This is a genomic window from Litorimonas sp. WD9-15, from assembly GCF_050271975.1.
Classification (GTDB): Bacteria; Pseudomonadota; Alphaproteobacteria; order Caulobacterales; family Maricaulaceae; genus Litorimonas.
Genome location: NZ_CP189850.1, coordinates 1,993,967 through 2,020,960, shown reverse-complemented (window position 1 = coordinate 2,020,960; position 26,994 = coordinate 1,993,967). Strand labels below are relative to the sequence as shown.

The 26,994-nt window shown below is 51.1% G+C and carries 23 protein-coding genes and 1 pseudogene; 10 read left to right on the top strand and 14 right to left on the bottom strand.

The features are described 5' to 3' along the window. Positions 1 to 21: 21 nt before the first annotated feature. Positions 22 to 477 (bottom strand): annotated as a pseudogene (locus ACP9M6_RS09455) (IS3 family transposase); the annotation flags it as partial. 797 nt (positions 478 to 1,274) lie between these two features. Here ACP9M6_RS09455 and ACP9M6_RS09450 point away from each other — a divergent pair. Continuing rightward, positions 1,275 to 3,305 (top strand): ATP-binding protein, encoded by a 2,031-nt coding sequence (locus ACP9M6_RS09450; RefSeq protein ID WP_427450540.1) that lies wholly within the window; start codon positions 1,275 to 1,277, stop codon positions 3,303 to 3,305. A gap of 209 nt (positions 3,306 to 3,514) precedes the next feature. Beyond that, positions 3,515 to 5,086 (top strand): amidohydrolase, encoded by a 1,572-nt coding sequence (locus ACP9M6_RS09445; protein ID WP_427450539.1) that lies wholly within the window; start codon positions 3,515 to 3,517, stop codon positions 5,084 to 5,086. A 25-nt stretch (positions 5,087 to 5,111) separates the two neighbouring features. Here ACP9M6_RS09445 and ACP9M6_RS09440 read toward each other — a convergent pair whose 3' ends face one another. The 5 genes from ACP9M6_RS09440 to ACP9M6_RS09420 all read right to left on the bottom strand — a co-directional run bounded on the left by ACP9M6_RS09440 (position 5,112) and on the right by ACP9M6_RS09420 (position 9,595). Further along, positions 5,112 to 5,597, bottom strand: a complete 486-nt coding sequence (locus ACP9M6_RS09440; RefSeq protein WP_427450537.1) for a YajQ family cyclic di-GMP-binding protein — start codon at positions 5,595 to 5,597, stop codon at positions 5,112 to 5,114. A gap of 124 nt (positions 5,598 to 5,721) precedes the next feature. After that, positions 5,722 to 6,984, bottom strand: coding sequence for an acyl-CoA dehydrogenase family protein (locus tag ACP9M6_RS09435; protein WP_427450535.1), 1,263 nt, complete (start codon positions 6,982 to 6,984; stop codon positions 5,722 to 5,724). A gap of 1 nt (position 6,985) precedes the next feature. Continuing rightward, complete coding sequence (locus ACP9M6_RS09430) at positions 6,986 to 7,999, bottom strand: phosphotransferase family protein (protein ID WP_427454776.1); 1,014 nt, start codon at positions 7,997 to 7,999, stop codon at positions 6,986 to 6,988. Between the two features lie 50 nt (positions 8,000 to 8,049). Continuing rightward, positions 8,050 to 8,811 carry a glucose 1-dehydrogenase gene (locus tag ACP9M6_RS09425; RefSeq protein ID WP_427450533.1) on the bottom strand — a complete coding sequence of 254 codons (762 nt, stop codon included), beginning with the start codon at positions 8,809 to 8,811 and terminating at the stop codon, positions 8,050 to 8,052. Positions 8,812 to 8,815: 4 nt separating this feature from the next. Further along, the gene (locus tag ACP9M6_RS09420; RefSeq protein WP_427450530.1) at positions 8,816 to 9,595 is read right to left on the bottom strand and encodes an SDR family NAD(P)-dependent oxidoreductase; all 780 of its coding nucleotides are present in this window, start codon (positions 9,593 to 9,595) and stop codon (positions 8,816 to 8,818) included. A gap of 98 nt (positions 9,596 to 9,693) precedes the next feature. Between ACP9M6_RS09420 and ACP9M6_RS09415 the strand changes: the two genes are divergently transcribed. Further along, entirely contained in the window at positions 9,694 to 11,013 is a 1,320-nt protein-coding gene (locus tag ACP9M6_RS09415) for a DUF3667 domain-containing protein (RefSeq protein ID WP_427450528.1), read from the top strand. On the opposite strand, the gene ACP9M6_RS09410 is transcribed toward ACP9M6_RS09415, so the two are convergent. From ACP9M6_RS09410 to ACP9M6_RS09385, 6 genes are all read right to left on the bottom strand, one after another. Beyond that, positions 10,996 to 11,466 carry a hypothetical protein gene (locus tag ACP9M6_RS09410; RefSeq protein WP_427450527.1) on the bottom strand — a complete coding sequence of 157 codons (471 nt, stop codon included), beginning with the start codon at positions 11,464 to 11,466 and terminating at the stop codon, positions 10,996 to 10,998. The two genes, ACP9M6_RS09415 and ACP9M6_RS09410, sit on opposite strands and share 18 nt — an antisense overlap. Then, positions 11,454 to 11,744, bottom strand: coding sequence for a D-Ala-D-Ala carboxypeptidase family metallohydrolase (locus ACP9M6_RS09405; RefSeq protein ID WP_427450525.1), 291 nt, complete (start codon positions 11,742 to 11,744; stop codon positions 11,454 to 11,456). The genes ACP9M6_RS09410 and ACP9M6_RS09405 overlap by 13 nt, the downstream gene beginning before the upstream one ends. 225 nt (positions 11,745 to 11,969) lie before the next feature. Further along, a complete protein-coding gene (locus tag ACP9M6_RS09400; protein ID WP_427450523.1) occupies positions 11,970 to 13,247 on the bottom strand; it encodes a DUF2853 family protein in 1,278 nt (425 codons plus the stop codon). Positions 13,248 to 13,259: 12 nt separating this feature from the next. Continuing rightward, complete coding sequence (locus tag ACP9M6_RS09395) at positions 13,260 to 14,342, bottom strand: OmpA family protein (protein WP_427450521.1); 1,083 nt, start codon at positions 14,340 to 14,342, stop codon at positions 13,260 to 13,262. A gap of 131 nt (positions 14,343 to 14,473) precedes the next feature. Next, positions 14,474 to 15,439, bottom strand: coding sequence for an NAD(P)H-dependent flavin oxidoreductase (locus tag ACP9M6_RS09390; protein ID WP_427450519.1), 966 nt, complete (start codon positions 15,437 to 15,439; stop codon positions 14,474 to 14,476). Beyond that, positions 15,440 to 16,885, bottom strand: a complete 1,446-nt coding sequence (locus ACP9M6_RS09385) for a M20/M25/M40 family metallo-hydrolase (protein ID WP_427450517.1) — start codon at positions 16,883 to 16,885, stop codon at positions 15,440 to 15,442. A gap of 114 nt (positions 16,886 to 16,999) precedes the next feature. Between ACP9M6_RS09385 and ACP9M6_RS09380 the strand changes: the two genes are divergently transcribed. From ACP9M6_RS09380 to ACP9M6_RS09350, 7 genes are all read left to right on the top strand, one after another. After that, positions 17,000 to 18,682 (top strand): M28 family metallopeptidase, encoded by a 1,683-nt coding sequence (locus tag ACP9M6_RS09380; RefSeq protein ID WP_427450515.1) that lies wholly within the window; start codon positions 17,000 to 17,002, stop codon positions 18,680 to 18,682. A 14-nt stretch (positions 18,683 to 18,696) separates the two neighbouring features. After that, positions 18,697 to 19,425, top strand: coding sequence for a hypothetical protein (locus tag ACP9M6_RS09375; RefSeq protein WP_427450513.1), 729 nt, complete (start codon positions 18,697 to 18,699; stop codon positions 19,423 to 19,425). After that, complete coding sequence (locus tag ACP9M6_RS09370; protein WP_427450512.1) at positions 19,419 to 20,477, top strand: glycosyltransferase family 10 domain-containing protein; 1,059 nt, start codon at positions 19,419 to 19,421, stop codon at positions 20,475 to 20,477. The genes ACP9M6_RS09375 and ACP9M6_RS09370 overlap by 7 nt, the downstream gene beginning before the upstream one ends. Before the next feature lie 118 nt (positions 20,478 to 20,595). Further along, complete coding sequence (locus tag ACP9M6_RS09365) at positions 20,596 to 23,199, top strand: M1 family metallopeptidase (protein WP_427450510.1); 2,604 nt, start codon at positions 20,596 to 20,598, stop codon at positions 23,197 to 23,199. Next, a complete protein-coding gene (locus ACP9M6_RS09360; RefSeq protein WP_427450508.1) occupies positions 23,199 to 23,699 on the top strand; it encodes a DUF6702 family protein in 501 nt (166 codons plus the stop codon). The genes ACP9M6_RS09365 and ACP9M6_RS09360 overlap by 1 nt, the downstream gene beginning before the upstream one ends. A gap of 38 nt (positions 23,700 to 23,737) precedes the next feature. After that, on the top strand, positions 23,738 to 24,370 hold the full coding sequence (locus ACP9M6_RS09355) for a glutathione S-transferase family protein (protein ID WP_427450506.1): 633 nt from the start codon (positions 23,738 to 23,740) through the stop codon (positions 24,368 to 24,370). Beyond that, the gene (locus tag ACP9M6_RS09350) at positions 24,348 to 24,782 is read left to right on the top strand and encodes a VOC family protein (protein ID WP_427450504.1); all 435 of its coding nucleotides are present in this window, start codon (positions 24,348 to 24,350) and stop codon (positions 24,780 to 24,782) included. The genes ACP9M6_RS09355 and ACP9M6_RS09350 overlap by 23 nt, the downstream gene beginning before the upstream one ends. Positions 24,783 to 24,839: 57 nt before the next feature. Here ACP9M6_RS09350 and ACP9M6_RS09345 read toward each other — a convergent pair whose 3' ends face one another. Next, a complete protein-coding gene (locus ACP9M6_RS09345) occupies positions 24,840 to 25,514 on the bottom strand; it encodes a TIGR02453 family protein (RefSeq protein WP_427450502.1) in 675 nt (224 codons plus the stop codon). A 1-nt stretch (position 25,515) separates the two neighbouring features. Then, positions 25,516 to 26,637, bottom strand: a complete 1,122-nt coding sequence (locus ACP9M6_RS09340; RefSeq protein WP_427450500.1) for a zinc-binding dehydrogenase — start codon at positions 26,635 to 26,637, stop codon at positions 25,516 to 25,518. Positions 26,638 to 26,994: the final 357 nt, after the last annotated feature.

Below are 26,994 nucleotides of genomic sequence, written 5' to 3'. Positions count from 1 at the left end.
CATCTTATTTGGAGCGGCGATAAAACGTACGCGAGGCACGCCTAACTTATCCAGAGTCCATTTGGCAGGTCGCGATGAGCGTTCCACCAAACGGATCATCCCTGGCTTCTCTGAGGCGGGATATCTCATTCTTCGTTGCCCCCATCCCCGATCATGCTTTTTTAGCAGGCCGTTCTCGAGTGTAAATTCAGCCAAGTACTCCTTTAGCTCACGCGCTTCAGACCGTAGCCCTTTGGCTTCAGCCGTATTGGCTTAGCGGGCGATATCCCCTGCTAGCCGTTTCTTGCCGGCTCCCAAAAAAACCTTCGACTGTTTGCAGTATATGCCCTCTCGGCAGCAAAGTTTTGCAACGCTCTCTTCACCCCGAAAGCCATCTAGCACAATGCGGATCTTCTCTTCAGCAGAGTACTGCTTACGTATCTTAAGTTTGATATCTTTGACGATGCGATCGCCAGAAGTTTCTCTAGTCTTTCTCATTCTTCTCTCCATGAGATTGAAGATGAGCGAAAAGTCTCTCTTAGCTGTGACCTAAATCCGTGCCATGAGCGCTGACGTTAGACAATCTCTTTTAGAGGGTTATCAAGAAAGGCTATATGACCAATTAGGTCATTTAACTAATCATTTTTTGATGCCATCAGAGTCGGTAAGCTATCTGGTCTCTCTATAGGCTGCAGGGCTTTCACCTGTCCATTTTTTAAAAGCCCAACTAAAAACCCGTTTTGACTACGATATCCGAAATAGCTGTTTGATTATTTTCCCTTGCCTGTTCGGTGGTTAGGCCACCGTGTAGGCGTATGGTTATTCTACGGGTGCGCTTAGAACGACCTACCATTCGGTATTGAATCAGATAAGTCTTCTTGCCAGATGGTAAAATTTTCCACTCAAAACAAGCCAGGTCTGAGTCCAACACGTAATATGTTTTATCTTTCGATTTCTACTTATTTACTATTCGTTTAGTCAGTTTCATAACAACAATATGACTTCTCCGCCTCTAGTTCCAGTAAGCACGATGACAGAAACCAGCAACTCACTCGGTCTAATGAGAGATAACAACCGCTGTTTATTTTCAATACCTTACCCTATTTAGAAAAACTCAAGACAACACCAAAAAAACTCTAGCATAGATTTGGATATGATCAGGTCGAGAGTTCAATTCTCTCCCGCGGCACCAGTCCAATCTTCAATCTTTTGCACCACTTTTGAGCTTAACGGCTTTTTCGTCTTTTTCTGCCTATACTCTAACAACTTAGCATTAAAATGACCGGAAATATGCCATGAACTCCCATGTCGAAGCGACGCAAAAAGCGGAAGCGGGACTTATTTCCTTAGACGTCATGCAGAAATTGCAATTTGAATGGCTGGCCAGATTGAGTCGCATGAGCGGCCTCGCCTCCATGATCATAAATTCCGATATGGAAATCATCTATTATGAAGACCGTATTCTCGATATGTTGGAATTTGACCACGGCGTTGATCTAACGGGAACCTCACTGCTGGGTGTTGTATCTGAACTGGCCGTTCGCGGTGATTTCGGACCTGGGGATAAGCAAATTTTTTGTGATCTCGTGCGGGCTGAGATAAACAGAGTGCCATCCGAAGGCGAGGTTAAACCCAAAACATTATCCCTCATTACCCCAAAAGGTAGACGCCTCCTCTTTCGTCAAGATTTGGATTTGGACGGAATTTACCTGCTGACCTGTAAAGATATCACGAGTGACCATATTAAGCGTCACGCCCTAAAAGTCGCACTGGATAGCAGTGTTTCTGGCTATATGATTTACAATCTCGAGACTGAGAAGTTTGAGATACATGGTGAGGCCGGACGCAGAGCCTTGGGGGATGTACTCACGCGACGCTTGATGGATAAAGGTATTGAAAGTATTCTTCACCCCAAAGACATTGAGAAAGTCCGCGACACTTGGGCAAAAGGATTAGCGAGCAAAGAATCTTGGACCTCCACTTTTCGTGTCATTGACCCAGAAGGACAGGTTCGTTGGATCAGATCACAGGCAACACCGCAATTATCCGAAAGCGGTAGAGTAAACATGGTGATATTCTTCTATACCGAGGTCACATCACAATTGCGGATTCAGGATGAGCTGCGTCAATCAAAAGAAGTCGCGGAAAAGGCCTTAAGTGCTAAAAATAATTTTCTGGGGCGGCTCTCTCACGAGATCCGAACCCCCATGAATGCAGTCGTCGGAATTGCAGACGCCCTTATCCATCATAATGGCGACCCGAAAATCATGCCGAAACTGGAATTAATTCAAACATCCGCTGAAAAAATCGTCAAAATTGTGGATGAAAGTCTCCAGCATACAAAATTATCAGAAGCAAAAATGGAACTAGACCCAGTTAGTGCCTCCCCACGTGAAGTAGTCGAAGCGGCTTGCGCGCTTTGGGAACAACAAGCGATTAAGACCGAAGTAGATTTGAATTGCCGTATTGACCCCTCTGTCCCGGATACAATTATTTTTGATCCGCATCGCTACGAGCAATGTATCAATAATTTACTCTCTAATGCGCTAAAATTCTCACCTGGGGGTACGGTGAATGTTATTCTGACAACGATAGGGGAAGGCCCAAATAGGAAGCTCGTCCTAGCCGTGAAAGACAATGGTATCGGCATGAATGAGGCCCAGTTAAATGGACTTTTCGAAGCTTTCACCCAAGCGGATAAATCCATATCCGGAAAGTTCGGCGGCACTGGACTTGGCATGAATATCACAAAGCAAATCATCGAACTTATGGGCGGTAATGTGAGTGCAAAATCTACGAGTGGCGAAGGAACCGTTGTCGCGATGACACTTCCCATCCAAGAGGAACGCCGCGTGGAAGATCGTCGTGAGTCTACCCAGACACTTGTATCGGATATGTTGGATAGTGCCGTTCCGCCAAAATCCGGCTATGAAAACCTGCGCGTTTTGGTTGTCGATGATAACGCGACGAACCACATGGTTGTGTGCTCACTCTTGGACACATTGGTCGCAAGCATCGAGGTGGCAGAAAACGGGATTGAAGCCATAGCGAAACTCAACGCCGCGGAGTTTGATGTTGTTCTAATGGACATCCATATGCCGATAATGGACGGCATAGAGGCAACACTCGCAATTCGGAGCAATCCGAGCGCTTATTCAGATATTGCCATCATCGCTCTGACAGCAGACCCGCAATATCAGCAGAAACGGCTTTGCAAGAATATTGGGATGAATGATGCTTTGGCGAAGCCCATTAAGCTGACCGAACTCCTTGCAGCCTTTGACCGTCTTGCATTGAAACAGTCGAGTATTGAAATCGCAGCCTAGCCAAGCGCTCTCGGTCACGTTAGTCTATAACTCTGACTGGAGATACGGAATCAATGCGACCTGCCACTAAATTTTCCCTTTTGACTTGCGCCGCAATCGGACTTGTTGCCTGCAATGACGGTCAAAATACTCAGACTATAAGCGGATCCAATCAAGCTTCTGCCGCATGGTGTATATCGGGTGGTCCGATTCACACCGCCAATGATCAAATGCCTGTCGCAGAAGCCGTCGCCATTCGCAAAGGCCTGATCACTTATGTCGGTGAAAACGCTGGTGATTGGTGCGCTGAGTTTGGCGGAAAATCCAGTCAGACGATCAATCTAGCCGGCGCGGCAGCCTATCCCGGGCTGACCGATGCGCATGGTCATTTGATCGGTATCGGCCTTCGGGAGATGACGCTAAATCTTGAAGACACAAGCTCCGTTACAGACTTGCAGGACAAATTGCGTGTGGCTGTTACAGAGGCCGCGCCCGATGAGACGATTTACGGTCGTGGCTGGATCGAAACCCATTGGCCGGAAGGTCGCTTCCCTACGCGTCAAGACCTGGACGCGGTTGCCACAAATAATCCCGTCATTCTGGAACGGGCAGACGGTCATGCCAGCGTTGTCAATACACGCGCCCTTCAGGCTGCTGGCATTACGGGTGCGACTGAGTCTCCCTTCGGCGGCGCTATTAATGTGGACGCTGACGGTCAACCCACAGGCATGTTGATTGATAATGCCGTCTCACTTGTTCAAAAACTCATGCCTGAATTGACACAAGACCGGAAACGCGAAGCCTATATTAAAGGGGCAGAACTCTACGCCTCGCGCGGCTGGACCGGTATACATTCCATGTCCGTTGATCCTGCCGATATTCCAATGATCAACTCCCTCGCTAATAGCGGTGATATAAAAATCAGGGTCTATAATTCAGTCGATCTGTTCCCGACACGTACAGAACAAACCCTTACGCGCGTGACCCAAATGAAGGACGTGCAGAACAAGCTCGTTACCACTCGGGCGGTGAAACTCTATTCAGATGGTGCGCTAGGGTCTCGCGGTGCCGCCCTGCTCGCGCCCTATTCCGATGATGAGAAAAATACAGGACTGATGTTACTTCGGGAGTCGCAAGCGAAATCAATCCTCGACGCGGCCCTGCGTAGCGGAACACAGATCAACACCCACGCGATCGGCGATCGTGCCAATCGACGCGTCCTCGACTGGTATGAGGAGGCCTTTGCCCGCGTGCCCAAAAATCAATGGGCCGAGCAGGACCCACGCTGGCGGATTGAACACTCCCAAATCGTCGATTTAGAAGACCTTCCCCGCTTTAAGGCGCTTGGCGTCATTCCTTCCATGCAGCCCAGCCATGCCATCGGAGATCTACATTTTGCGCCGGATCGTTTGGGTAAAGATCGTTTGGCGGGTGCCTATGCGTGGCGAGCCCTCATTGATAGCGGTGCGATTATCGCGGGCGGCTCAGACGCCCCCGTCGAAGTGGGAGACCCGCGAATCGAGTTTTATGCTGCAACACAGCGAAAAGATTTGAAGGGTTTCAACAATGAAGACTGGAATGAGGAACAGAAGGTCACACCTGAAGAGGCCTTGAAAATGTTCACACTCTGGCCAGCCTATGGCGCGTTTCAAGAAGACGAAATCGGCTCTCTGGAAGTCGGAAAAAAAGCAGATATATCAGTTTTCGCAACCGACATGATGACGGCAAGCGGACCAGATATTTTGACTGCTAAACCTGTCATGACAATGGTGGATGGACGCTTGGCCTTTGATGGGCGGTAGCTTACCCCCACGCCGTCTAAACGGATCAATCGCGGAAGTTTTTGAACTGAACCGGCTGTTCCAGCCCCATCGCTTTCACGAATTGCATGGTGGCTTGAAGGTCATCACGTTTTTTACCAGTGACACGTAATTCCTCACCCTGGATCGCGACTTGGACTTTGATTTTCTCACCCTTGATGGCCTTAACGATCTTCTTGGCGGTTTCCTTATCAATACCTTCTTTGACGGTGATGCGTTGACGGACACTCATACCTGAGGCTTTTTCTTCTTTACCGTAATCCAATTGGCCCGGCTCAATTCCGCGTTTGTGAAGATTACCGCGCAGAATTTCCTGCATCTGTTTGAGCTTCAACTCGTCATCGGCGAGCACCGTCATCCCCCCGTCTTTCACTTCGACAGAAGAGTTTGAGCCTTTGAAATCATAACGGACGGAGATTTCACGCGTGACATTTTGCACCGCATTATCGACTTCGGACATGTCAACTTCAGAGACGATATCAAAAGATGGCATAGGGGACTCCTAGTTAAATAACTGCTTGGGGATAAGGAGCCTATTCAAGACAGACAAATAATGTCCAAGCAAAAATATGATTGAGTATCCCGGGATCGTTCCGGGACACTCATATATAATTAAATTAGACTTTCTGATTTGTGTAGGCGCGCAGTTCTTTCCGCGCGACCTGCATCCGGTGGACCGCGTCGGGTCCGTCGGCGAAGCGGAGCGTCCGCATTTGGGCATACATGCCCGCCAGTGGTGTATCCTGCGATATACCCGTACCGCCATACATCTGCATCGCTTCGTCGATGACTTTCAACGCCATATTCGGCGCGGCAACCTTGATTTGCGAGATGAGCGGCGCAGCGGCACGCGGATCGCCCTGGTCCATCATCCAAGCCGCTTTCAGGCAGAGCAGTCTGGCCTGCTCTATCGCGATACGACATTCGGCGATGATGTCATAATTCGCGCCCAACTTTGCAAGCGGACGACCAAAGGCTGTTCGGGAGACAGCGCGGCGACACATCAGCTCCATGGCGCGTTCGGCTTGTCCAACAGCGCGCATACAATGATGGATACGACCCGGTCCAAGACGGCCTTGCGAGACTTCGAAGCCCCGACCCTCGCCAATCAGAAGCGCATCCGCAGGAACACGTACGTTCTCGAACTTCATGTGAAGATGACCATGCGGCGCATCATCCTGTCCGAAGACTTTCATGGCGCGAAGCTTGGTGATGCCGGGCGTGTCAGCGGGTACAACAAACATGGAGTGTTGCTGATGACGGCCCTTTTCGCCATCACGCGGCGCGGTCCGCGCCATGAGGATATAGACTTTCGTCCGGCTGTCCCCTGCGCCTGACGACCAATATTTCTCGCCATTAAAGACCCATTCGTCACCGTCTTTCACGGCGCTGAAATCAAGATTTGTCGCATCTGAAGACGCCACATCAGGTTCTGTCATCAAATAGGCAGACCGGACTTCGCCTTCAAGCATTGGTTTCAACCAACGTTCTTTATGCTCGTCCGTGCCATATTTTTCGAAGACCTCCATATTGCCAGTATCCGGCGCAGAACAGTTGAAGACTTCCGGTGCGAGATGGGACCAACCCATTTCTTCGGCGAGATAAGCATATTCAACCGTGGAAAGGCCGTAGCCCTTGTCAGAGGCCGTCAGGCCTGTTTTCGTGAGCCAGAAATTCCAGAGATCTTTCGAACGGGCTTTCTTCTTCCAACCGTTCAGAAGTTCCATCTGACGCTCAGTATGAGTCCAGCGGTCTTCCGCATTTTCCGTTTCCGCATGCCACTCATTTTCGTGGGGCATGACGTCATTGCGGACAATCTCGCGCACTTGGTCACATAATTTCTCGACGCGCTCGGTGCGCCCTAAATCCATATTTGCCATCTTATATCTCTCCTGTTCTTATTTTTTCTCTGGCCGTTTCTGCGAGAGCCATGACCATTTGGCCGTAACTTTTAAAGCGCGGGTCTTTCGTCGACCCATCAACATAGCGGAAGTAAAGCTGTTGGATAATCACGGCCAAGCGCCATATCCCGTAGACGTAGTAATAGGCCATATCTGACACGTCATAGCCTGTGCGTTTCGCGTAAAAGTCCAAAACCTCTTTGCGGGTCATCATACCCGCATCCATACTGGGCTGACGCACAGTCAGTTTCATATGTGGCGGATCGTCCGCCTGCACCCAATAGGCCAGCGTATTGCCGAGATCCATGAGCGGGTCGCCCAGCGCAGAAATTTCCCAGTCAATAATCGCGCTGACCTGCGTTGGGTCTTCGGCATTGAGGATACAATTATCTATGCGGTAATCCCCATGCAGGACTGAGACGAGGCCGGAATCAGCCGGCATTTTTTCTTCCAGCCAGTCCTGAATATCGTCATATTTCGGGATATCTTCGGTCCAAGCTTTCTTGAACCGCTTATTCCATCCCTTGATTTGTCGCTCAACATAGCCTTCGGGACGGCCAAAGTCAGACAGCCCTGCGGCCTCAACATCCAGCGTATGGAGATCGCAAAGACGCGACCAGAAATTCTCGCAGAGCTGACGCGTTTCCGTCTCGCCCCAATTCCAGTCTTTTGGGATCTTGTGAAGGATGTGACCGTCCACGCGGTCCATGACATAGAACTCACTGCCGATGATGCTCTCATCATCGGTGTAGTAAAGACAAGGCGGGACGGCCGGAAAGACGGGTTTGAGATCACGCATAATGCGATATTCGCGAAACATGTCATGACCGGATTTCGGCTTTGTTCCAAAGGGCGGACGGCGGAGAACAAGTGGTCGGTCCGGATAGTCCACGGCATAAGTCAGATTCGATGCACCAGACGGATATTGTGTGACTTTCGCCTCTCCCGTGAGTCCCGGAATAGCGGCTTTCAAAATCGGATCGACCTTGGACATGTCGAGGGCTTCGCCCTCACGCACTTCAATTGTAGGATTGGCTTCGCTCACTAGATAATCGCTCCAGCATCGACAACCATGCCCTGCCCCGTGAAGTAGCTGGCTTCGTCGCTGACCATATAAAGCACAGAGCCAACCATTTCCTCTGGCTGTGCCATGCGGGAAATGGCGAGTTGCTCATCCATATATTTCTGCATGCCTGGTTGCTCTTTGAGGGCAGAAGCAAGCTTTGTATCCGTGAAACCAGGTAAGAGCGCGTTCACGCGAATGCCGTGATTGCCATACTCCTTGGCCAGACCTTTGGTCATGTTGATGAGCGCGGCTTTCGTCATGCCGTAAATCACGCGGCCCTTACCTGGCTGGATACCGTCAATGGACGCCACGTTCACAATAGCGCCTTTACCGTTTTTCAGCATGAGGGGGATGGCAGCGGAGGACAGGAAATACGGTCCCTTCACGTTGACCTCGAATGTCTTGTCATATGCCCCCTCATCCGCCTTATGCGCAGGACCGAAATAAGGATTGGTTGCACCGTTGATGATCAGAATATCAAGACGTCCGTATTTCTCTTCGATCATCTCGACCGTGCGGCCATGATGGGATAGCTCGCCGAGATGAAGTTCTGCACTAATTGCCTCACCACCATCCGCGCGAATGGCTTCCGCCACCTTCTCGCAATCCGCCTGTTTCCGGCTGGAACAGATAACGGTCGCGCCGTGCTGCGCCAAACCATGTGCAACAGCTTCGCCAATACCACGGGAGGCACCGGCGACAAGGGCTACACGGCCCGAAAGATCAAAACGTTTTGTCATGAGATTACCCTTTATTCTTGAAGGCTTCGCCGACTTTGGCTTTTAATTTTCGCATCCCGGACAGGTAGGCATCGGGATGAAGGGCGCGATTAATGAAGTAATCCTTCACGACCTTATGTGGGAAGACGTAAAACTCATCGGCTTCAATCGCAGCTTTCAACGCATTCGCAACATCTTTTGGTTCCAGCAATCCGTCCTTTGACCCCTCCGCCATTGGCATGCCTTTGGTCATGTTGGAGCGGACATATTGCGGACAGATACAATGAGACTTGATACCCTGATCGCCGTGTTCAATCGCGATGCTCTCCGCAAAGCTCACAGCGGCATGTTTTGTACAAGAATAAGAAGCGCTGCCAATCTGATTCAACAGACCCGCGGCAGAGGCTGTAATGACAAAACGTCCTGACCCACGCTCCACCCAAGACGGCACAAGCGCACGCGCCGCATAGATAGAGCCCATAACATTGACTTGCCAATTGGCTTGCCAGCTCTCATTGCTCGCCCCGCCAACGTAGCGGCCATTACCCGACCCGATACCTGCATTGGAAATGTAAATGTCGATAGGACCGTGATCGGTCTGAACCGAGTCAATAAATGCGATAACGGATTTTTCATCCCCCACATCACAGACATAGGGCGCTGCGCCTATCTCTTTCGCTGTTTCAGTAGGGAGCGTCAGGTCGCTAATCGCAACCGTTGCCCCCTCTGCAATGAACATCTCGGCTAGGCCCCTGCCGATTCCCCCTGAAGCGCCCGTTATGGCGACGATTTGATTTTTAAACATGCGCATTGTGTAAAGTGCCCACACAGGGGTTCAAGTCCCAAATTTGAATGTCGCCATTCAATCAATATTGTGTCAAACTCTTTACAGGGAGACTTGGCGTGACAAACACAGAAACAGGAACCGGTGAAGGCGAAGCCGCCTTACTCTTGGCGGGTGAGGACCTCCTATCGCGCGATAATATCCCCGATAAAAACCAACGCCTCAAATGTTTCTCCTGCGACACACCCTATATGGGCGTTTTCTGTCATGCCTGTGGGCAAAAAAACGATGATATGAGACGATCTCTCTTCAGCCTCATCATCGATATGCTCGGGAATATTACTGCGTTCGACTCTCGTATTTGGCGCACATGGGCAAAGCTTCTGACACGCCCAGGTAAAGTCGCCCGCGAATATGCAAACGGTAGCCGGACGAAATGGACATCCCCCGTGCGCGCCTATCTCGCCATGTCTATTCTACTGTTCGGTTATATTGCCATCACCGGCACACAAATCCTCAGCCTGACGATGGATGTTGAGAGGGAAGAAGGCGCCCCCGAAGCTTTGTCAGAATTGAAGCCTTCGCAACTCAATGCTGACTTTCAACTTCTTATGTTTGAGACGAATCGATCACTCGAAAACAGGCGGGAAGACAGTAATTCTGAACTTGTTGACTTTCTTCTGAACTATGAAGAACCACTTGCGTTTGATTACGTAAATGGATCCTTCAAACTTGTCGAAGAGGGTTATGAGAGACCGAATGATGCACCCGCAAAAAGAAATGTAAATATCAATACGGAAGACTTTGATGAGGCGGAGGATTTCTTTGAGGATCTATTCGATCAATCTGATGGCGAGACTGAAAACTCTTCTACTTTTGAACCACCAACAACCAATGACGTTATTGAAACGGGTGAAGGTAGCTATGTCATTATCAACGGGAAACGAATGAGCCCGCAAGAAGCTTCCAGCAGGGGTGTTGCAGCACTCAAGCTTTTATTGTCTCGCCCCGAAATTTTTAATGATTATTTCTCGACATACCTGCCCCGCGTGATGTTTTTCATGATGCCATTCGCGATGTTCATTGGCATTGTCTTTATTCGCGGAAGGGGCAATGCCCTACTCTATGATCACCTCGTACATACGGCTTACATCCACGCCGTCTTCTTTTTCCTGCTCTTAATCGGCCTTGTTTTAGGACAGCACACCCCCATTCCGCCGAGTTGGTTGATGGGATTACTCACACTCTACATGCTGCTATATTTGCCGATGAGCCTGAGTGGTATGTTCCAACGGGGCCCCATTAAAACGATCTGGAGCAGTTATGCGATTGGGTTCATCTATTTCATTACCATGACCATCATTATTACAACATTGACGATCATGGCGTTTATTAATGTGATGGACCAAGCCCAACTCGGGTCATTTTCTTACGGATAGGACGTCCGGTTTCGGCGCACGATCCCCGAACCACCAGAGGGTCGAGGCCGTCGCCGCAAACACAGCCGCTTCCGCAATCGCGGGCGTCTGGGCTTTCAGGAATATCCAGGCCGTGATGAACCACAAAAGCAGTGTTAGGATTGGTCGCACCAGTCGCAACGTGTTAATCACCCACCGGCTCGCAGGTCCAATTGAGGCCTCCGCAATGATGGAAGCGCTTAACCCCGCCCAAGAGCCAGCCTGAGCCGCAAGCGCCAGTTCCATTTCCGTCTCAACGGCCTGTGCATGCATATTCAGTTCATGCAGTTTTATCTCATGGCCCCATCTCGCCTGCTCTTGCTCAAACGTCTGTTTGCGCTCAAAAAACCCTGCGATACGGCCAAGCGCTGTTCCAAAAATACCAAAAATACCGCCCGCAACGGCGTCTAATCCAAGTCCAATTATGTCAGCCATAAGTCTCTCGCAATTTGGGACGACCACCATTGGCGGGGGCGTCCGAGGTCAATGTGTAAAAATGTTGTGTAAAAGCCGAAGCCCGTGAAACCCGCTTTGCGGCAAGCTTGGAGCAAGTCTTGTCGATTATGACCGGAGGCCCGAATATCCACGGCCAGTTTCAGGTGTTGGGATAAGGGGGCACCGCCAACTCTCGCATTATGCAAAGCGCAGCGATGGGCAGATAATATCTGAAATGGCTTACCGACATCATACCGAGCGAGCTGTAGCCGGTCCATAAAAACCGGCCAGCCATATGACTCTCCACAATGGCGGCAGGCCATTTCCGCTTCAGAAAAATTAGGCCATCGCCAGACTTCAGGTCTGTGAATAATAAGATTGTCGGAGCTTTTTCTGTCGTGTTTCACAGATTGAAAATAGCCCGGCTTTCATAACCGGGGATGCAAAAGAAAAAGCCCGCCAAATGACGGGCTTTTTGAAGATCTTTATCAAGGATTAAGTTTCTAAGTGAACTGACCCAGTTTGCGCGCCTTCTTGGCGGCGAGATAATAGAAGGTTACACGTTGCTTGAAGCGTTCGCCCTTCATTTGCTGACAGATGTCTTTGACGAGGTCCATCTGGCCTTCTGTCTTGCCCAATTTCTTGGTGACGAAACCATCAGCCACAGTTTGCAACTCGGACTCATCAGAACAGGCCACAAGACGACCGTCACGTGTTGAAAGGGCAATGCCGCAATGTTTCACAATGCCTTGAACAACAGGCTTACGGGCTTTCGGGTCATATTTTTTCACATTGGTATAATACTTCTCGAATGCCGCATCAGCTTCACTCATTTTCTTTGAACTACCACGTGTAGAGCCTTTTTTCGGTCCGGGCTTCTGACGCGGTTTACCAGCAGCTGTCAAAGCTCCACGTTTTGTACCGGGTTTAGGTCCAGGTTTCTTACGACCCGTCGAAATCTTGGAAAGACCACCGGCTTGTTTCACCCAGTCGTCACGCTCAATCCGCCCGGGAATCGAGTCGATGATACCTTCAACCATTTTGACATCTTTTTTCTTCCAAGATGCAATTTGACGGAAATAGTAAATACCTTTGCCATTGAGATCTTTCTCAAATTTCGGGCCGATACCCTTAATCTTCTTGAGATCATCAGGTGCACCATCAGTAGGGCCGTCTGTGTAGAGAACCTTAGGCTTAGAGGCTTTCTTAGGGGCTGCTTTTTTCTTTGGAGCGGAAGCGCTCTTAGTTGCCGCACCGGCAGCTGCAAGCGTCGCCGCACCAGCTACCGCTTTTGTTGCAGACTTCTTCGCAGATGCCTTTTTCGTTGTCGTTTTCTTAGCAACGGCTTTTTTTGCAACTGCTTTCGGTGCAGCCGCGCTAGTTTCAGAGATTTGGCCCTCAAGGTATTTAACACGCGCTGCAAGATACCGGTTCCGCCATTCCAACGCATATGTATCATCGCCTTCGTCATCAGATTTAGCACCTGTTGCTGCAATCGCACTCGCCGCAGCGCCTGCGGCTGCTGCGCCAACAGCACCCGCTGTCAACTTACTTTTAAGATCAGAAATCTCTGTATCTCGTGTAGACACACGACCTTCAAGTTCCTGAACGCGCGCACGCAGTGCATCAGCTTCAGAACGTAAAGCCCCTTCACCTTCAACACTTAAGTCACCTTCGACCTTACGGCCTCTGAAAAATAGCCAGCCTAGGAACAGACCTATCAAACCTGCAATAAGCAGGGGTAGCCACATGGCCACCAGAAAGTTGAAAAAATTGGACATGGCAAAGTACTCCTATTGGGCGCGTGTCACAGTAAAATTAATACGACGATTTAAAGCACGTCCTTCCTCGGTCTCATTGGAAGCTCGAGGGTTTGACTCACCTAAACCGCGCGTCGTCATGCGATTAGGTTCGACTTGTTGATTAGCAAGGTAATTCTTCACTTCTTCCGCACGTGCAAGCGAAAGACGTTCATTTGAGGATCTATCGCCCACATTATCTGTGTACCCATCAATTTCTACACGAAAAGCCGAACACTGATTAACGGCAGAAGCAAGTTTATTCATCAAATCAAAGCTAGCAGCGCCCTTAATATTTGCGCGTCCCGTTTCAAATAAAATCCGGTTATCGCCCTTAAGGTCGTTAAATAGCGTTTGACAGATGACCTCCGACCTTACCTGACCTACATTTTCCGCCGCCGTTTGGGGCACGTCAATATTTGCTGCAAAACCCTTAGCGTATTGACCAGGAAGGTTTGCTCCAATCTGATTAATTCTGTTTCGTACATTGAGATCTGTAGACGTCCCGCTGATCAACCCATCAAAACCTTCTTGTGAAAATCGCCCTTTATCAAGCAAGGCGAGCTCTTCCATGTAAGCCTCAACGACATTGACAAAGTCACCATCTGGTGCGCCTCTTGCAATTTGTATCGTCCGATCCACAATCTTCGTGTTAAAGATGCGGTTGGCCTTTAGGATAATGTCTTCTTTGGCTGTTTGCGATGGAACAAAGCCAGATAAAGTCACACTTCCAGATGCGTTTTTAACTCCGCTAAATGTATACGGATTTTGTAGAGGCAGATCAGGCACAGAAATTTGATTATCAATGTTATGCCACAAGCCATCATTCCAGCAAGCAGTACATGTTGTGGTCTGCGCGAGTGTTGCTACAGCATCACTAGCTTCATTTGTCTCAAGCTCTCCGGATAGCCGCGCAGTAAATCCGTCCATCTCAACTGAAATATTTTCATATCCGGCAATGGAGAGTGAGGACTTAATGTCTCTTTCAAGCTGCTGAACTTTTTGAATTCCAAATAGCCAAGCGAGAATAGCCGCAACAATCGCAACTATTATTCCTGCAGTAAACCATTTTGACATAAATCACTCCCAAACAGACCGCTCGTCTTAAGACTCGGAATCCGGCAATCGGTCTAGGCCATTATATCCCAGCATGCAACGCTGCTGAGACAATAATTAAATATTTTTGACTCGCCTATAGGGCGACTTATTTAGATTTGATCTGCTAACTTTTTGCAGGCTGCATCATATTCCGTTTTTAATTCGGAAATGACGTCTGCAACAGGTGGCGCGTTATGAACAGAGCCAACACCCTGCCCTGCACCCCAAATGTCTTTCCAGGCTTTAGCATCTGTATTTCCGCCGGACCCAAAATTCATTGAGGACTTATCCGCTTCCGGAAGATTGTCAGGATCAAGCCCGGCTTTCTCAATTGAACCCCTGAGATAATTCCCGTGAACCCCAGTAAACAGAGAAGAATAAACAATGTCTTCACCTGAGCTTTCGACGATTTCATCTTTATATCCCTCGTCAGCATTGGCCTCTGCCGTCGCAATGAACCGAGTCCCGATATAAGCCATGTCCGCGCCCATGGCGAGCGAGGCTGCAATTGCACCACCAGTAGCAATGGAACCGGACAGAAGGAGTGGCCCGTCGAAGAATTGACGTATCTCCGGGATGAGCGCGAAGGGAGAGAGACGCCCCGCATGACCGCCCGCCCCTGAACAGACCGCAATCAAACCATCTGCCCCCATAGACAGCGCTTTTTTCGAATGACGAATATTCGTAACATCATGTAAAATAATGCCGCCATAAGAATGGGTAGCATCATAGACCATCTGATTGGCCTGCAATGATGTTATGATAATTGGAACCTCGTGTTTAACACAAACCTCCATGTCCTCCTGCAGACGATTATTTGACGGATGGCAAATTTGATTCACCCCAAATGGAGCGACTTTTATATCCGGGTTGGCTTTCTGATATTCGTCCAATTCCAGTTTGATACGAACAATCCACTTTTCCAACGTGCCGGACGGACGCGCGTTTAATGCAGGAAATGTTCCGACGATACCAGCCTTGCACTGAGCGATCACGAGTTCCGGTCCGGAGACAATAAACATGGGCGACCCAATGACGGGAAGAGGTAAATCTTGAAGAATGGGAGGGAGTGACATCTAGTTTTCCTTATTATCGCGATAGTCATTATCTGAATTGGCGGTGACCCAGGCCATTGCGGCGAATGCGGCTGTGTTTTTGGCCATATCATCAGGATCAATCTTGTCGAACGTATCGTCCGGCGTATGATGGAGGTCGAAATAATCCGTCCCATCCTGTTGGAAGCGCATAGTTGGGACCCCTTCGCGTTTAATTGGACCAATATCCGGACCACCGGATGTATCGACGCGTTTCAGAGGAAGGTCGAGCATGTCAGCGAGGGCTTGCATCTCGTTCCGGCCATTATCCCAATTATAGTGAACTTCGTATGGCGCGACGGCCCCGAAATCTGATTCGGTCGCCATGACATGATTGATGAGGTCGTCCTTATGTTGGTCGCGGTAAGCAAATCCACCTAGGAGGCCAATCTCCTCTGCGCCATAGGCAACAACGCGAATCGTACGTTTCGGCTTCAAGCCCGAGTCGATGATGACTTTTGCAGCTCCGGCAGAAATTCCAATCCCGGCTCCATCATCAATCGCGCCCGTGCCAAGGTCCCAGCTATCAAGATGCCCACTGATAAGAACAATTTCTTCTGGGTTTTCTGTTCCAACGATTTCACCGATGACATTTCCTGAAGGTTTGCTGCCCGTGTCAATCGGAGTGAGGGTCATTTTCACCGTCACTGTTTCGCCGCGTTCAAAGATACGTTCCATCTGATCGGCGTCCGGCCCGGACATAGCCGCGATCGGTATCTTAGGCGCATCCGGCGCATAACGCATGCCGCCTGTATGCGCGAATCTGTGGGAGCTTGTTCCAACAGACCGAATCAAAACGCCAATTGCGCCGTGCTTCGCGGCTTCCGAAGCACCAATGCGGCGCTTCATCCCTGCCGGACCATAACCTGCCCCATCTGGCGCTTTCTCCATCAAGCCCGAAATAAAGACGAGCTTACCCGTCAAATCCTGGTCTGTTTTCTGGAGCGCATCCAATTCAGGAAAATAAACAACTTCTGCCTCAATCCCTTCAGCCGGCGTTGCAACCGAATAGCCAAGGGATGTGATCGTCAAATCCTGCGGGTAAGGCGATACGATAGACGCCGTTTCAAAACCGCGCTCCCAGCCCGGAATGGTGAATGGCTCGATACGCACATTCTCCAAACCGATCTCTTTGAATTTAGCAACAGCCCAATCCCGTGCGCGAGCTTCCGCCTCGGTGCCTGCGAGACGTGCCCCGACTTCCGTCGTCAGACTTTCGGTAATATCGTAACCCTGCGTTCCATTAAGCCCCGACGCTATCAATCTTTTCGCCTGATCTGCGCGAGATCCCAGAGCGGACAGGTTCGGCGAGTTTGTTGTTTTGACGGTTTCGGTTGCGATGACATTAGGAACGTTGGCAGGCGCCTCAGTTTCCGCCGCACAGGCCGCCAGAGACAAGGCAGCCGCCAAAATGAAAATACGTCGCATGAGATGACCCTTCGTGATGCAATTCTTACGTTGGCTTCAACAGTAGCGATTGCACCATTGCAATATCCAATTATGAATGTGACGAAATACATCACACACGATGCGGAGAAATTCATGCCCTCGATCAAACAAACGACCCGTCTGGCCCTAATGCTCGGGTCCACAGCACTCTTGGCGGCTTGCGGTGGTGGAACCCCCGCAACACCGACCGGAAACCCTGACGCCTCAGTTTCGACAGCTGACCTCAGCCGTCGCATCGAACAACTTGCCAGCGATGAATTTGAAGGCCGCGCGCCTTCTACACCCGGTGGACAAGCGGCTTCACAATATATTGCGGATGAGATGAAAAAGGCCGGCTTAGAGCCGATGGGCGATAACGGGACTTACTTTCAGACTGTGGAGTTAACCGCTATGACGGTTGCCCCAAGCTCATCCATGTCCATCATCTCCGGCGATGAAACACTGGTCGAGGCTGACCAAAAAACAAATGCGGTTTTCTGGACAAAGCGTTTGGATGAAAGCGTAAGCGTAGCTGACTCGGAGCTTGTTTTCGTTGGTTATGGCGTCAATGCGCCGGAATATGATTGGAATGATTACGCGGGTCTAGATGTTACGGGCAAAACTGTCGTCATGCTCGTCAATGACCCCGGCTTCGCGACGAAGGATGAAAACCTCTTCAAAGGTAACGCCATGACTTATTACGGGCGTTGGACTTATAAATATGAGGAAGCGGCGCGTCAGGGCGCGGCGGCGGTTCTAGTGATACACGAAACAGAGCCTGCCTCCTATGGCTGGGATGTAGTGTCAGGCTCTTGGACGGGTGAACAATATGACCTCGTGCGTACGGATGGTGGCGCCTCCCGCGCAGCACTGGAAGGCTGGTTGCATTATGACACAGCAGAATCCCTGTTTGAAACCGCTGGTTTAGATTTGCGGGCGCAAATGTCTGCGGCTGCGCAGAAGGGCTTCAAGCCCGTTTCGATGGGCGACCTCAAACTCGACGCAACAATCAATCAAACCGTGAAAACAACTCAATCCCCGAATGTCGCGGGCGCCATCAAAGGCACAACACGTCCTGACGAATACGTCCTCTATATGGCGCATTGGGACCATCTTGGTATGATTGAGGATCCTGAGGTCGAAGACAGAATTTTCAACGGCGCGGTGGATAATGCAACAGGCACCGCCGCGATTATTGAAGTGGCCGAAACAATGATTGAGCGCGGTGCGCCGGAACGGTCGGTTATCTTCGTGGCCGTCACGGCTGAAGAGTCCGGTTTGTTAGGCTCCGCCTATTACGGTGAGAAACCTCTAGTCCCACTCGCGCAGACTGTGGGCGGGATCAATATCGACGCCATTCTGCCGGTGGGTCAAACCAAGGACATGAAAGTTATCGGCTTTGGTTCGTCAGAATTAGAAGACTTGCTCAAGAAGCAACTCGACAAGCGCGGCATGTATATTGTCCCCGATCAAAAGCCGGAAGCGGGATATTTCTATCGCTCCGACCATATCAGCCTCGCAAAACTCGGTGTGCCGATGCTTTATGCCGATGCCGGTAATAACCACGTCACGAACGGCCTGACCTATGGCGAAGAATTTGACGCGGAATATACCAAAGACCGATACCACAAACCTGCAGACGAGTTTGACAATAGCTGGGACTTGAGCGGTATCGCGCAAGTCACTGAAATCATGCTAGATATGGGCTATGATCTCGCTAATTCAGACGATTGGCCGAACTGGTATGAAGGGGCAGAATTCCGCGGGTTGCGGGATGAGATGCGTCCGGAAGACTAATCCGGCCCACGAAGATGCAAACCGTCATCTGTATGAAATGGGGGACGCGTTACGGCGCGGACTTCGTCAACCGCCTCTATTCTGCGATACAGCGGAATACGGAACGAGAGACGCAACTCATCTGCCTGACGGATGACCCGACGGGCATGAACGAGAATATACGTTGTAAGGAAATACCGGACATCAACCTACCCGAAGACCTCGTCATGACCCCTTGGCGGAAATTGGTCCTGTGGAAAGACAGTATCGCGGGCCTGTCAGGCGACGCGCTCTTCCTTGATCTTGACCTCGTCATTACGGGTTCGCTTGATCCGCTTTTCGATTTCGAAAAAGGCCGCTTTTGCGTGATCGAGAACTGGACGCAGATGGGTCAGGGCATTGGCAATACCTCCTGTTTTCGCTGGCCCATTGGAAAACATAGCTATATATTTGATAGACTTACGACGGAACGTGAACGTATTTTATCGACCTATCGGATTGAACAAGTCTATATCTCGCGCGAGATTGAAGACATGGTGTTTTGGCCCCGCCTCTGGTGCGCGAGTTTCAAACATACACTTCTGCCGCGCTGGCCGCTGAATTTCTTCAAAACTCCAAGCCTGCCACCCGAAACCAAAATCGTCGCCTTCACGGGCAAACCGGATCAGGACGAAGCCGCGCGGGGTGAATGGCCCGTCAAAGCTGGCTGGAAGAAACTCTATAAGCATGTGCGTCCAACACCTTGGATTTCGGAACATTGGTAACCGTCAAATTTCTCGCCAAAACTACGCCGGATCAGGACCCAGCGCTCTGGACGTCCCTAATTCCGAAAGTAGGATTTGAAGGGGTCACGTTTACCTTTGACCTAGACTCGCGGGACTATGACTGGCTTGTTGTCTATGAAGGGCTGCCGCCTCTGCCGGGTGAGAAGAAGATCAACCGGATTGAGGACCTCGCATGCCCGCAGAACAACACGCTTCTCATCACAACTGAACCGTCATCCATTCGCATAGACGGTCCAAATTTTATGAAACAATTCGGGCATGTCTTGACGAGTAAGTCTCCCCTTTTAACGAACCACCCAAACCATATCGTCGCAACGCCGCCCCTTCGCTGGTTCTATGGCCGACCCATGGGCGGGCCTGGACATTATAAAACTATCGATGAAATGATGCAGTCGGGAATACCGCGTAAGAGCAAAGACCTATCGACTGTCTGTTCAACCAAAAAAATGGCGCATACGGTTCACGCTGCGCGGTTGGAATTTGTTATGCAATTGCGTGAACGACTGCCAGAACTCGACGTCTTCGGACGCGGCATCCAACCGATTGATGAAAAATCGGAAGCCATGGATGACTATAGCTATCACATTGCCATCGAAAATCACGTCGAGTCCGGGCATTGGACGGAAAAACTCGCGGATTGTTTTCTCGCAGGTTGCCTGCCCTTCTATTTCGGCGCCCCTGACTATGCGGCTTGGTTCCCCGAAGGGTCGGTCATACCGATAGATATTTTTGATATTGAGGCGGCAGAAACGACCATCAGAAATGCGATTGCGAATGATGAATATTCCAAACGCCTGCCCCAGATTCAAGAAGCCCGACGCCGCGTTCTCGAAAATCACAATGTTCTAAAATGTGTCGCAGAATTCGTTCAATCCGATTTAAGCTACACACAGTCCATTCCCGACACAGGTCGAATCTATGGCCGTCATGCATATCGACGCCATCACCCGGTCAAAGCCATAGCCGACGGATTATTCCGAAATGGAATGCGGCGGCATCCTGCGGCCTCCCCGCTGCAAATACATTCGTAACTATAAACCCACGCGAAGTGGTCAGGACAATTCGTCCTTTACGGGAATTTAGTAGGATTTTGCCACAGAGACCCGATAAGCCACTATAAAATACGATTTATGCTCACCGGGAGGACACATGTCCGGAATTAAGAACGCGCTGAAATTTGCCAGCGTCACAACACTCGGCGCGATTACCGCGCTCGTTTTGACCACCGAAGCCTTTGCCGATGAGGGCGCAAAAGGCCCTGCGGGTAGCCCGGGTGATACGGTGTCCAAGTTCCGACAACTCGACCATGTTCTTCCGACGCCGAATATCTACCGCAACGCGTCCGGCGCACCCGGCCCAGCTTATTGGCAGCAACGCGCCAGTCACGTGATGGATATCCGTCTGGATGAGGAAGAGCGCCGCATCTATGCCGAGAGCGATATTGAATACACAAACAATTCTCCCGACAATCTGACCTATATCTGGCTCGCGCTGGATCAGAACCGTTTTAAGGACGGCTCTCTCGAAGAACGTTCTGCCACAGCCTCTGCGGCTGGCTCAAGCCGGGGTGACGGCGCCGGCGGCGCAGACCGCATCTCCTTCTCTGCTTTGCGCAAGCAACAAGCGAAAGAAGACCGGACTTACGGTTTTGAATTCAAAGCCATCATGGACATGGATGGCGACGCCCTACCTTACACGATTAACGACTCCATGATGCGGATCGACCTGCCGGAGCCACTGGCGTCTGGCGAGACCATCACAATTCAAGTCGATTGGGAACACAATATTCTCGACGAAGTCTCCATTGGCGGCCGTGGCGGTTATGAGTATTTCGAAGAGGAAGACAATTATATCTTCGGCATGGCGCAATGGTTCCCCCGTCTCGCCGCCTATACTGACTACACGGGCTGGCAGAATAAACAGTTCCTCGGTCGTGGTGAGTTCACACTCGAATTTGGCGATTATGAAGTCAATCTGACGGTCCCGAGCGATCACATTGTTGCGGCAACGGGCGAATTGCAAAATCCGCGCGACGTCCTGACCGCGAAACAGCGACAGCGTCTCGCCGATGCTGGAACCGATGAACCTATCTATATCGTGACACCCGAAGAAGCGGAAGAAAACGAGAAGACCAAGGCCGACGGAGAGAAGACATGGAAGTTCAAAGCTGAAAATGTCCGCGACTTTGCGTGGTCCTCCTCCCGTAAATATATCTGGGATGCGATGACATTTGAGCAGGATGACGAAGCGAATCCCACGGTTCTCGCCATGTCATTTTTCCCGAAAGAAGCGGACCCGATCTGGTCGAAATATTCGACACAGGCCGTTGTTCATACGATGGACGTCTATAACAAATTCGCCTTCAACTATCCTTATCCGACCGCGCAGTCCGTGAACTCATGGGAACGTGGCGGGATGGAATATCCGATGATTACCTTTAACGGCTATCGTCCATCAGAGGATGAGAAATCCGGCGAAGTCGTGTATTCCCGAAACATCAAATATGGCCTGATCGGCGTGATTATTCACGAAATCGGTCACATCTATTTCCCGATGACCGTCAACTCTGATGAGCGTCGCTATACGTGGATGGATGAAGGTCTGAACACCTTCCTCGAATATATGGCGGAATATGAGTGGGAAGAAAATTTTCCCATCCGCCGCAATATGCAAAACCCACTGGATGAAATTTCGCGATATATGCAGTCCTCCAATCAGGTACCGATCATGACGCAATCTGACTCAGTCCTGCAGTTCGGCCCGAATGCCTATTCCAAGCCCGCCGCTTCGCTGATTGTCTTGCGCGAAACCGTGATGGGACGTGAGCTGTTCGATTTTGCATTCCGCGAATATGCGACACGATGGAAATTCAAGCGTCCGACACCCGCCGACTTCTTCCGGACGATGGAAGATGCTTCCGCTGTCGATCTCGATTGGTTTTGGCGCGGTTGGTATTACGGCACGGACCATGTCGATATGGCTATGACCGATGTGCGTGAGTACCAAATCTCGACAGGTGACCCTGATATTGAGAAGGACATTCAACGTGACGAAGACCTCGTCAAATATCCTGAGAACATCACGCAACGTCGTAACCGCGAAGAAGGCATCACGCCGCGTGTGAAACGCTTTGACGACCTCAATGATTTCTACAATGAGAATGACAAGTTCACGGTCACAAATGCTGACCGAAACAAGTTCAAGAAATTTTATGACGGTCTCGAAGATTGGGAACGCAAAGCCTATGACCGCGCGATGGAAGACGGAAAATATCTCTATTTCGTCGACTTTGAAAATATTGGCGGGCTGATTTCTCCACTCCCCGTCACGATCGAATATGCCAATGGCTCGACGGAAGAGTATATGATCCCGGCTGAAATCTGGCGTCGGAATGCGGAGTTTGTGACCAAGCTCTTCGTGCTCGACAACAAAGCTTCCGGCTTCAAACTCGACGAAGCGCATCAGACGGCGGATGCGGATTATTCCAACAACGCCTACCCGCCCGTCATGCGCAGCAGTCGTTTGGAGCTTTATAAGTCCAACTACCAAGCCTCGAACATGATGGCCGATATGCTGCGCGAGTTGCATTCGGACGATGACGACGCTGCGGATGAAAAATCCGCGCCAATGGGCGACGCAGCGGAAGAGCCTGAGGCTGAAACTCCAACCAAAGCCAAAGCTGAAGATGCCAAGGACGAGAAGAAAAAATCGTCCCTGCGTCGCACACTCGAACGCATGTTGGAGCGTGATTAATGCTGTCCCGTCGCGCCGCAATCTGTAGCGCCATTGCGATGACATTTGCGGCGACGGTCCCTGCCGTCGCCCATGATGCCCCGCGCGTGGAGACGGAAGTTGTCACATCCGACGACACTACTCTTGAAGTCACCCATGTCCTCCAACTCTCGACAACGCAGCGTCTGCTCTACAAGGCGGGCATTATTGAGACGAACGACCTGTCCGGCCTGAAAGCCCGTGCACAACTCGCGCTTTACACAGCCGAGCGGTTTGAGCTTATTGCGGATGGCGAGACTGTCCCGCTCAACCTGCTCGGCGCAGAGATCGAGGGTGGACATGTCTATGTCTACCAGACCGGAGAAATTGCGGCCCTGCCCGAAACATGGTCGGCCCGAAACGCGATCTTGCGCGATCTCAACCCGCACTTCGACAACACGATCAATGTTCCGACGTCAGACGGCATTCGCACAATTGTGTTCGAAAATTCGGACCTCGATGCCATAAATTCGACCTCTTAGGTCTTGCCCTACGCCCCCACGTAACGCATCACTGCGTCATGTTAACTGTACACCATCTCAATAATTCCCGCTCGCAACGCATCCTCTGGCTCCTTGAAGAACTGGGCGTTGAATATGATATCAAACATTACAAGCGCGACCCCGAGACCAATCGCGCGCCGAAAGAACTGAAAGCGGTCCATCCGCTCGGCAAAAGCCCGCTGATTGAAGATGACGGTCTGATCGTTGCTGAAACCGGTGCGATTATTGTCTACCTCCTTGATAAATATGGCGACGGGAAATTGCGTCCGGCCAAAGGCACGCAGGATTATGTCGATTATGTTCACTTCCTCCATTTCGCAGAAGGTTCGGCCATGCTGCCGCTCCTCCTCGCGCTTTATACGGGTTTTCTCGGCGAGGCCGCCGCGCCGATCCAGCCGATGATTATGGCCGAAATTAAAGGCATTCTCGACTATTGCGAATATCAATTGACGAGCAAGGAATGGTTTGCAGGCGACGAGATGACGGGCGCGGACATCCAGATGATTTTCCCGTTGGAGGCCGCCAAAGCGCGCGGACGGTTGAAAGGTTATGAAGCCTGTCTCGACTATGTTGACCGCATTCACAAATTGCCCGCCTATCAACGGGCGCTTGAGAGAGGCGGAAGTTATGCCTACGGCCCCAACAGCTAAGTCTATTTTTCACCTCGCTGCGCCTGTGCGGGACAAGGAGGAAACGCGGACTTTCTACCGCGACCTCCTCGGCTGCACGCAGGGTCGCGAAGCGGACACATGGATTGATTTCGATTTCTTCGGCCATCAGGTCAGCTTTCACGTCAAGGATATGGGCGATATAGTCGAACCCACTAACGCCGTGGATGGCAAGCAGGTCCCCGTCCGTCATTTCGGGGCGATCCTGGATTGGAACACGTGGACAGAGATGTCAGAGCGCCTAAAATCCGCGGGCACAGAGTTCGTCATCGAGCCCTATATCCGGTTCAAAGGCGAGGTCGGTGAACAGGCCACAATGTTCTTCATGGACCCCAGCGGCAATGCGCTGGAATTCAAGAGTTTCAAAGACATGAGCCAAGTCTTCGCGAGTTAGAGCATTTTTTAACTGAACGTCATCACCGATCTTCACCCGAGGATGACATAGTTTTTATTACGTCCCCTCCACGCTCACCAATCCAAAATCCAGCACGGGCGTCACGACCTTTGCAAAATCCGCGATCATTTCCACGAAGCCGTCGCCCTTCCAGTCATTACGTTTCATGTCGCGGCGTATGATGAAATTCTTCATCCGCAGCGCCCACGCCAGCTCATGCTCGCTTTGCTGACTATAGCCGCGCGGCATATTTGTCAGGCTGTCTTCCTTACCAAAGACCAAATCATGCTCGGCCAGATGATCAACCATGTCCTGAAACGCCTCGGGCTCCGCCAAAATCCGGTCCCGAATAGATCCCATGCGTTTCGCCGTCAGTCCGTAATAGCCGCCGCCCAACATGCCACCCGTGGGGTCAAGACGGAGATAGACCAAGCCGCCCTGCTCGTTCTTTGATCCAGAGCGCGTCAGCGTTCCGCTGATATGATGATTATAGGGCGACTTATCTTTCGAAAACCGGACATCGCGGTTCAGGCGGAACATCGTCTGTTTCCCACCCGACAGGCGGATGGAATGGTCTGAGAGTTCCCGCGTTACGCATTCCAGCAGAAAGCGGAACGGGTCCACGCAATGTTCCAAAATCTCCGGCTTATGCTCCAGATACCACTCGCGATTACAATTATCGCGAAGCTCTTCAAGCAGTTGAAACGATTTTGCAGAGAACCCGATACCCATATTATAGCTGCGGATTAATCAGGAATTTCTCGCCCGTTTTCTTCGCGTTATACCGCTTCACAATATCCGCATCCAAGGCATCAGAGAGGGAAATCTCGTCGGTATAGTGGCTTTTAAACGTCGTGTGCAACTCATCCGCCACACGCTTGCGCAGGCGCACAGCCGTTTCCATACCGGCCTTGGCGAGGAAGTTCGGGAGCAACCAGCCGCCCACGCCCCAGGCCATACCATAGGCACGGTTGAGGATCGTCGGACCGAAATCGAGGCTGCCATAGGAATAGACCTGCTTATGTTTTATCGAGCCATAAATGGAATAAGCCCCCGGTGTTCGCGCGGCGGCGGCTTCCATGGCGAGCAGAATATTGGACGCTGTATCACCCCCACCAATCGCGTCAAAGCCGAGCGTCGCGCCCGTCGCGTGAATGGCGTCGGTCAGCTGCATATGGAAATCATCATCGCTGGAATTGACGATATATTTCGCGCCGAGCTCTTTTAGAATATCAACCTGTTCCTGACGGCGCACGATATTGACGATGTCGACGCCATCCGCCTGACAGATGCGGTTGAGCATTTGGCCAAGGTTCGACGCGGCGGCCGTGTGAACAATCGCGGAGTGATCTTCACCGCGCATCGTCTCGATAAAGCAGAGCGCGGTCAGCGGATTGACGAAACAGGATGCGCCGTCACGGGCCGTCGCATCCTCGGGCAGAGGCAGCGCGCTCATGGCTGGTACCGCGCGGTAACCCGCATACATGCCGCCGCCCATCACGGCGACACGCTTGCCCATCAAAGATTGTGCATATTCATCAGACCCTGCCGCGACGACTGTTCCCGCGCCTTCATTCCCGACAGGAAGGTCTTGGTCCAGACGGGCCTTCATGCGGGACAATCCACCGGGCGCCAGTGGAGCCTTCAACACACGGTCCGCACCTTCACCGGATGAGGTCGCTTTCGAAATATCGGCCCAACCGAACATGACACCGTGATCAGACGGATTGATCGGAGTCGCTTCAACTTTGACGACGATTTCATGGGGTTTGGGCTCGGGCATTTTCTGCTTAACGAGTTTCATTTCCAGGCCGTCCGTTGTGACGGTGGAAAGCATCTGAAGATATGTGGTCATGGGAATTTCGCCTTATTTTGATTTGCGGCAGTGGTGGCGGGGATATGCGGCGCGGTCAAGATACAGACGAGACGTTGGCAGACATGCGGAAATGTACGACCGACGATCAAAGCGTGCGGCAGAGGCGAATTTCCCGTTAAAGGTGGGACAGTCCGCGGGAGGGTCATCACGATGGAGACCAAGAGTAGAGTTGTTTTACGCAATGACCGTGAGGATTGGGGTGTCAGGCCAATCATCAACGTCCCGCGGCGGTGGTTTTTGATATGACGGTCCGTGCAATCGCGTACGCGAAATGCACCGGGTCCCGCAGTCGCGCCTTCGGACAAGCCACGAGGATGTTAGTCTCGTGCTCCCTTT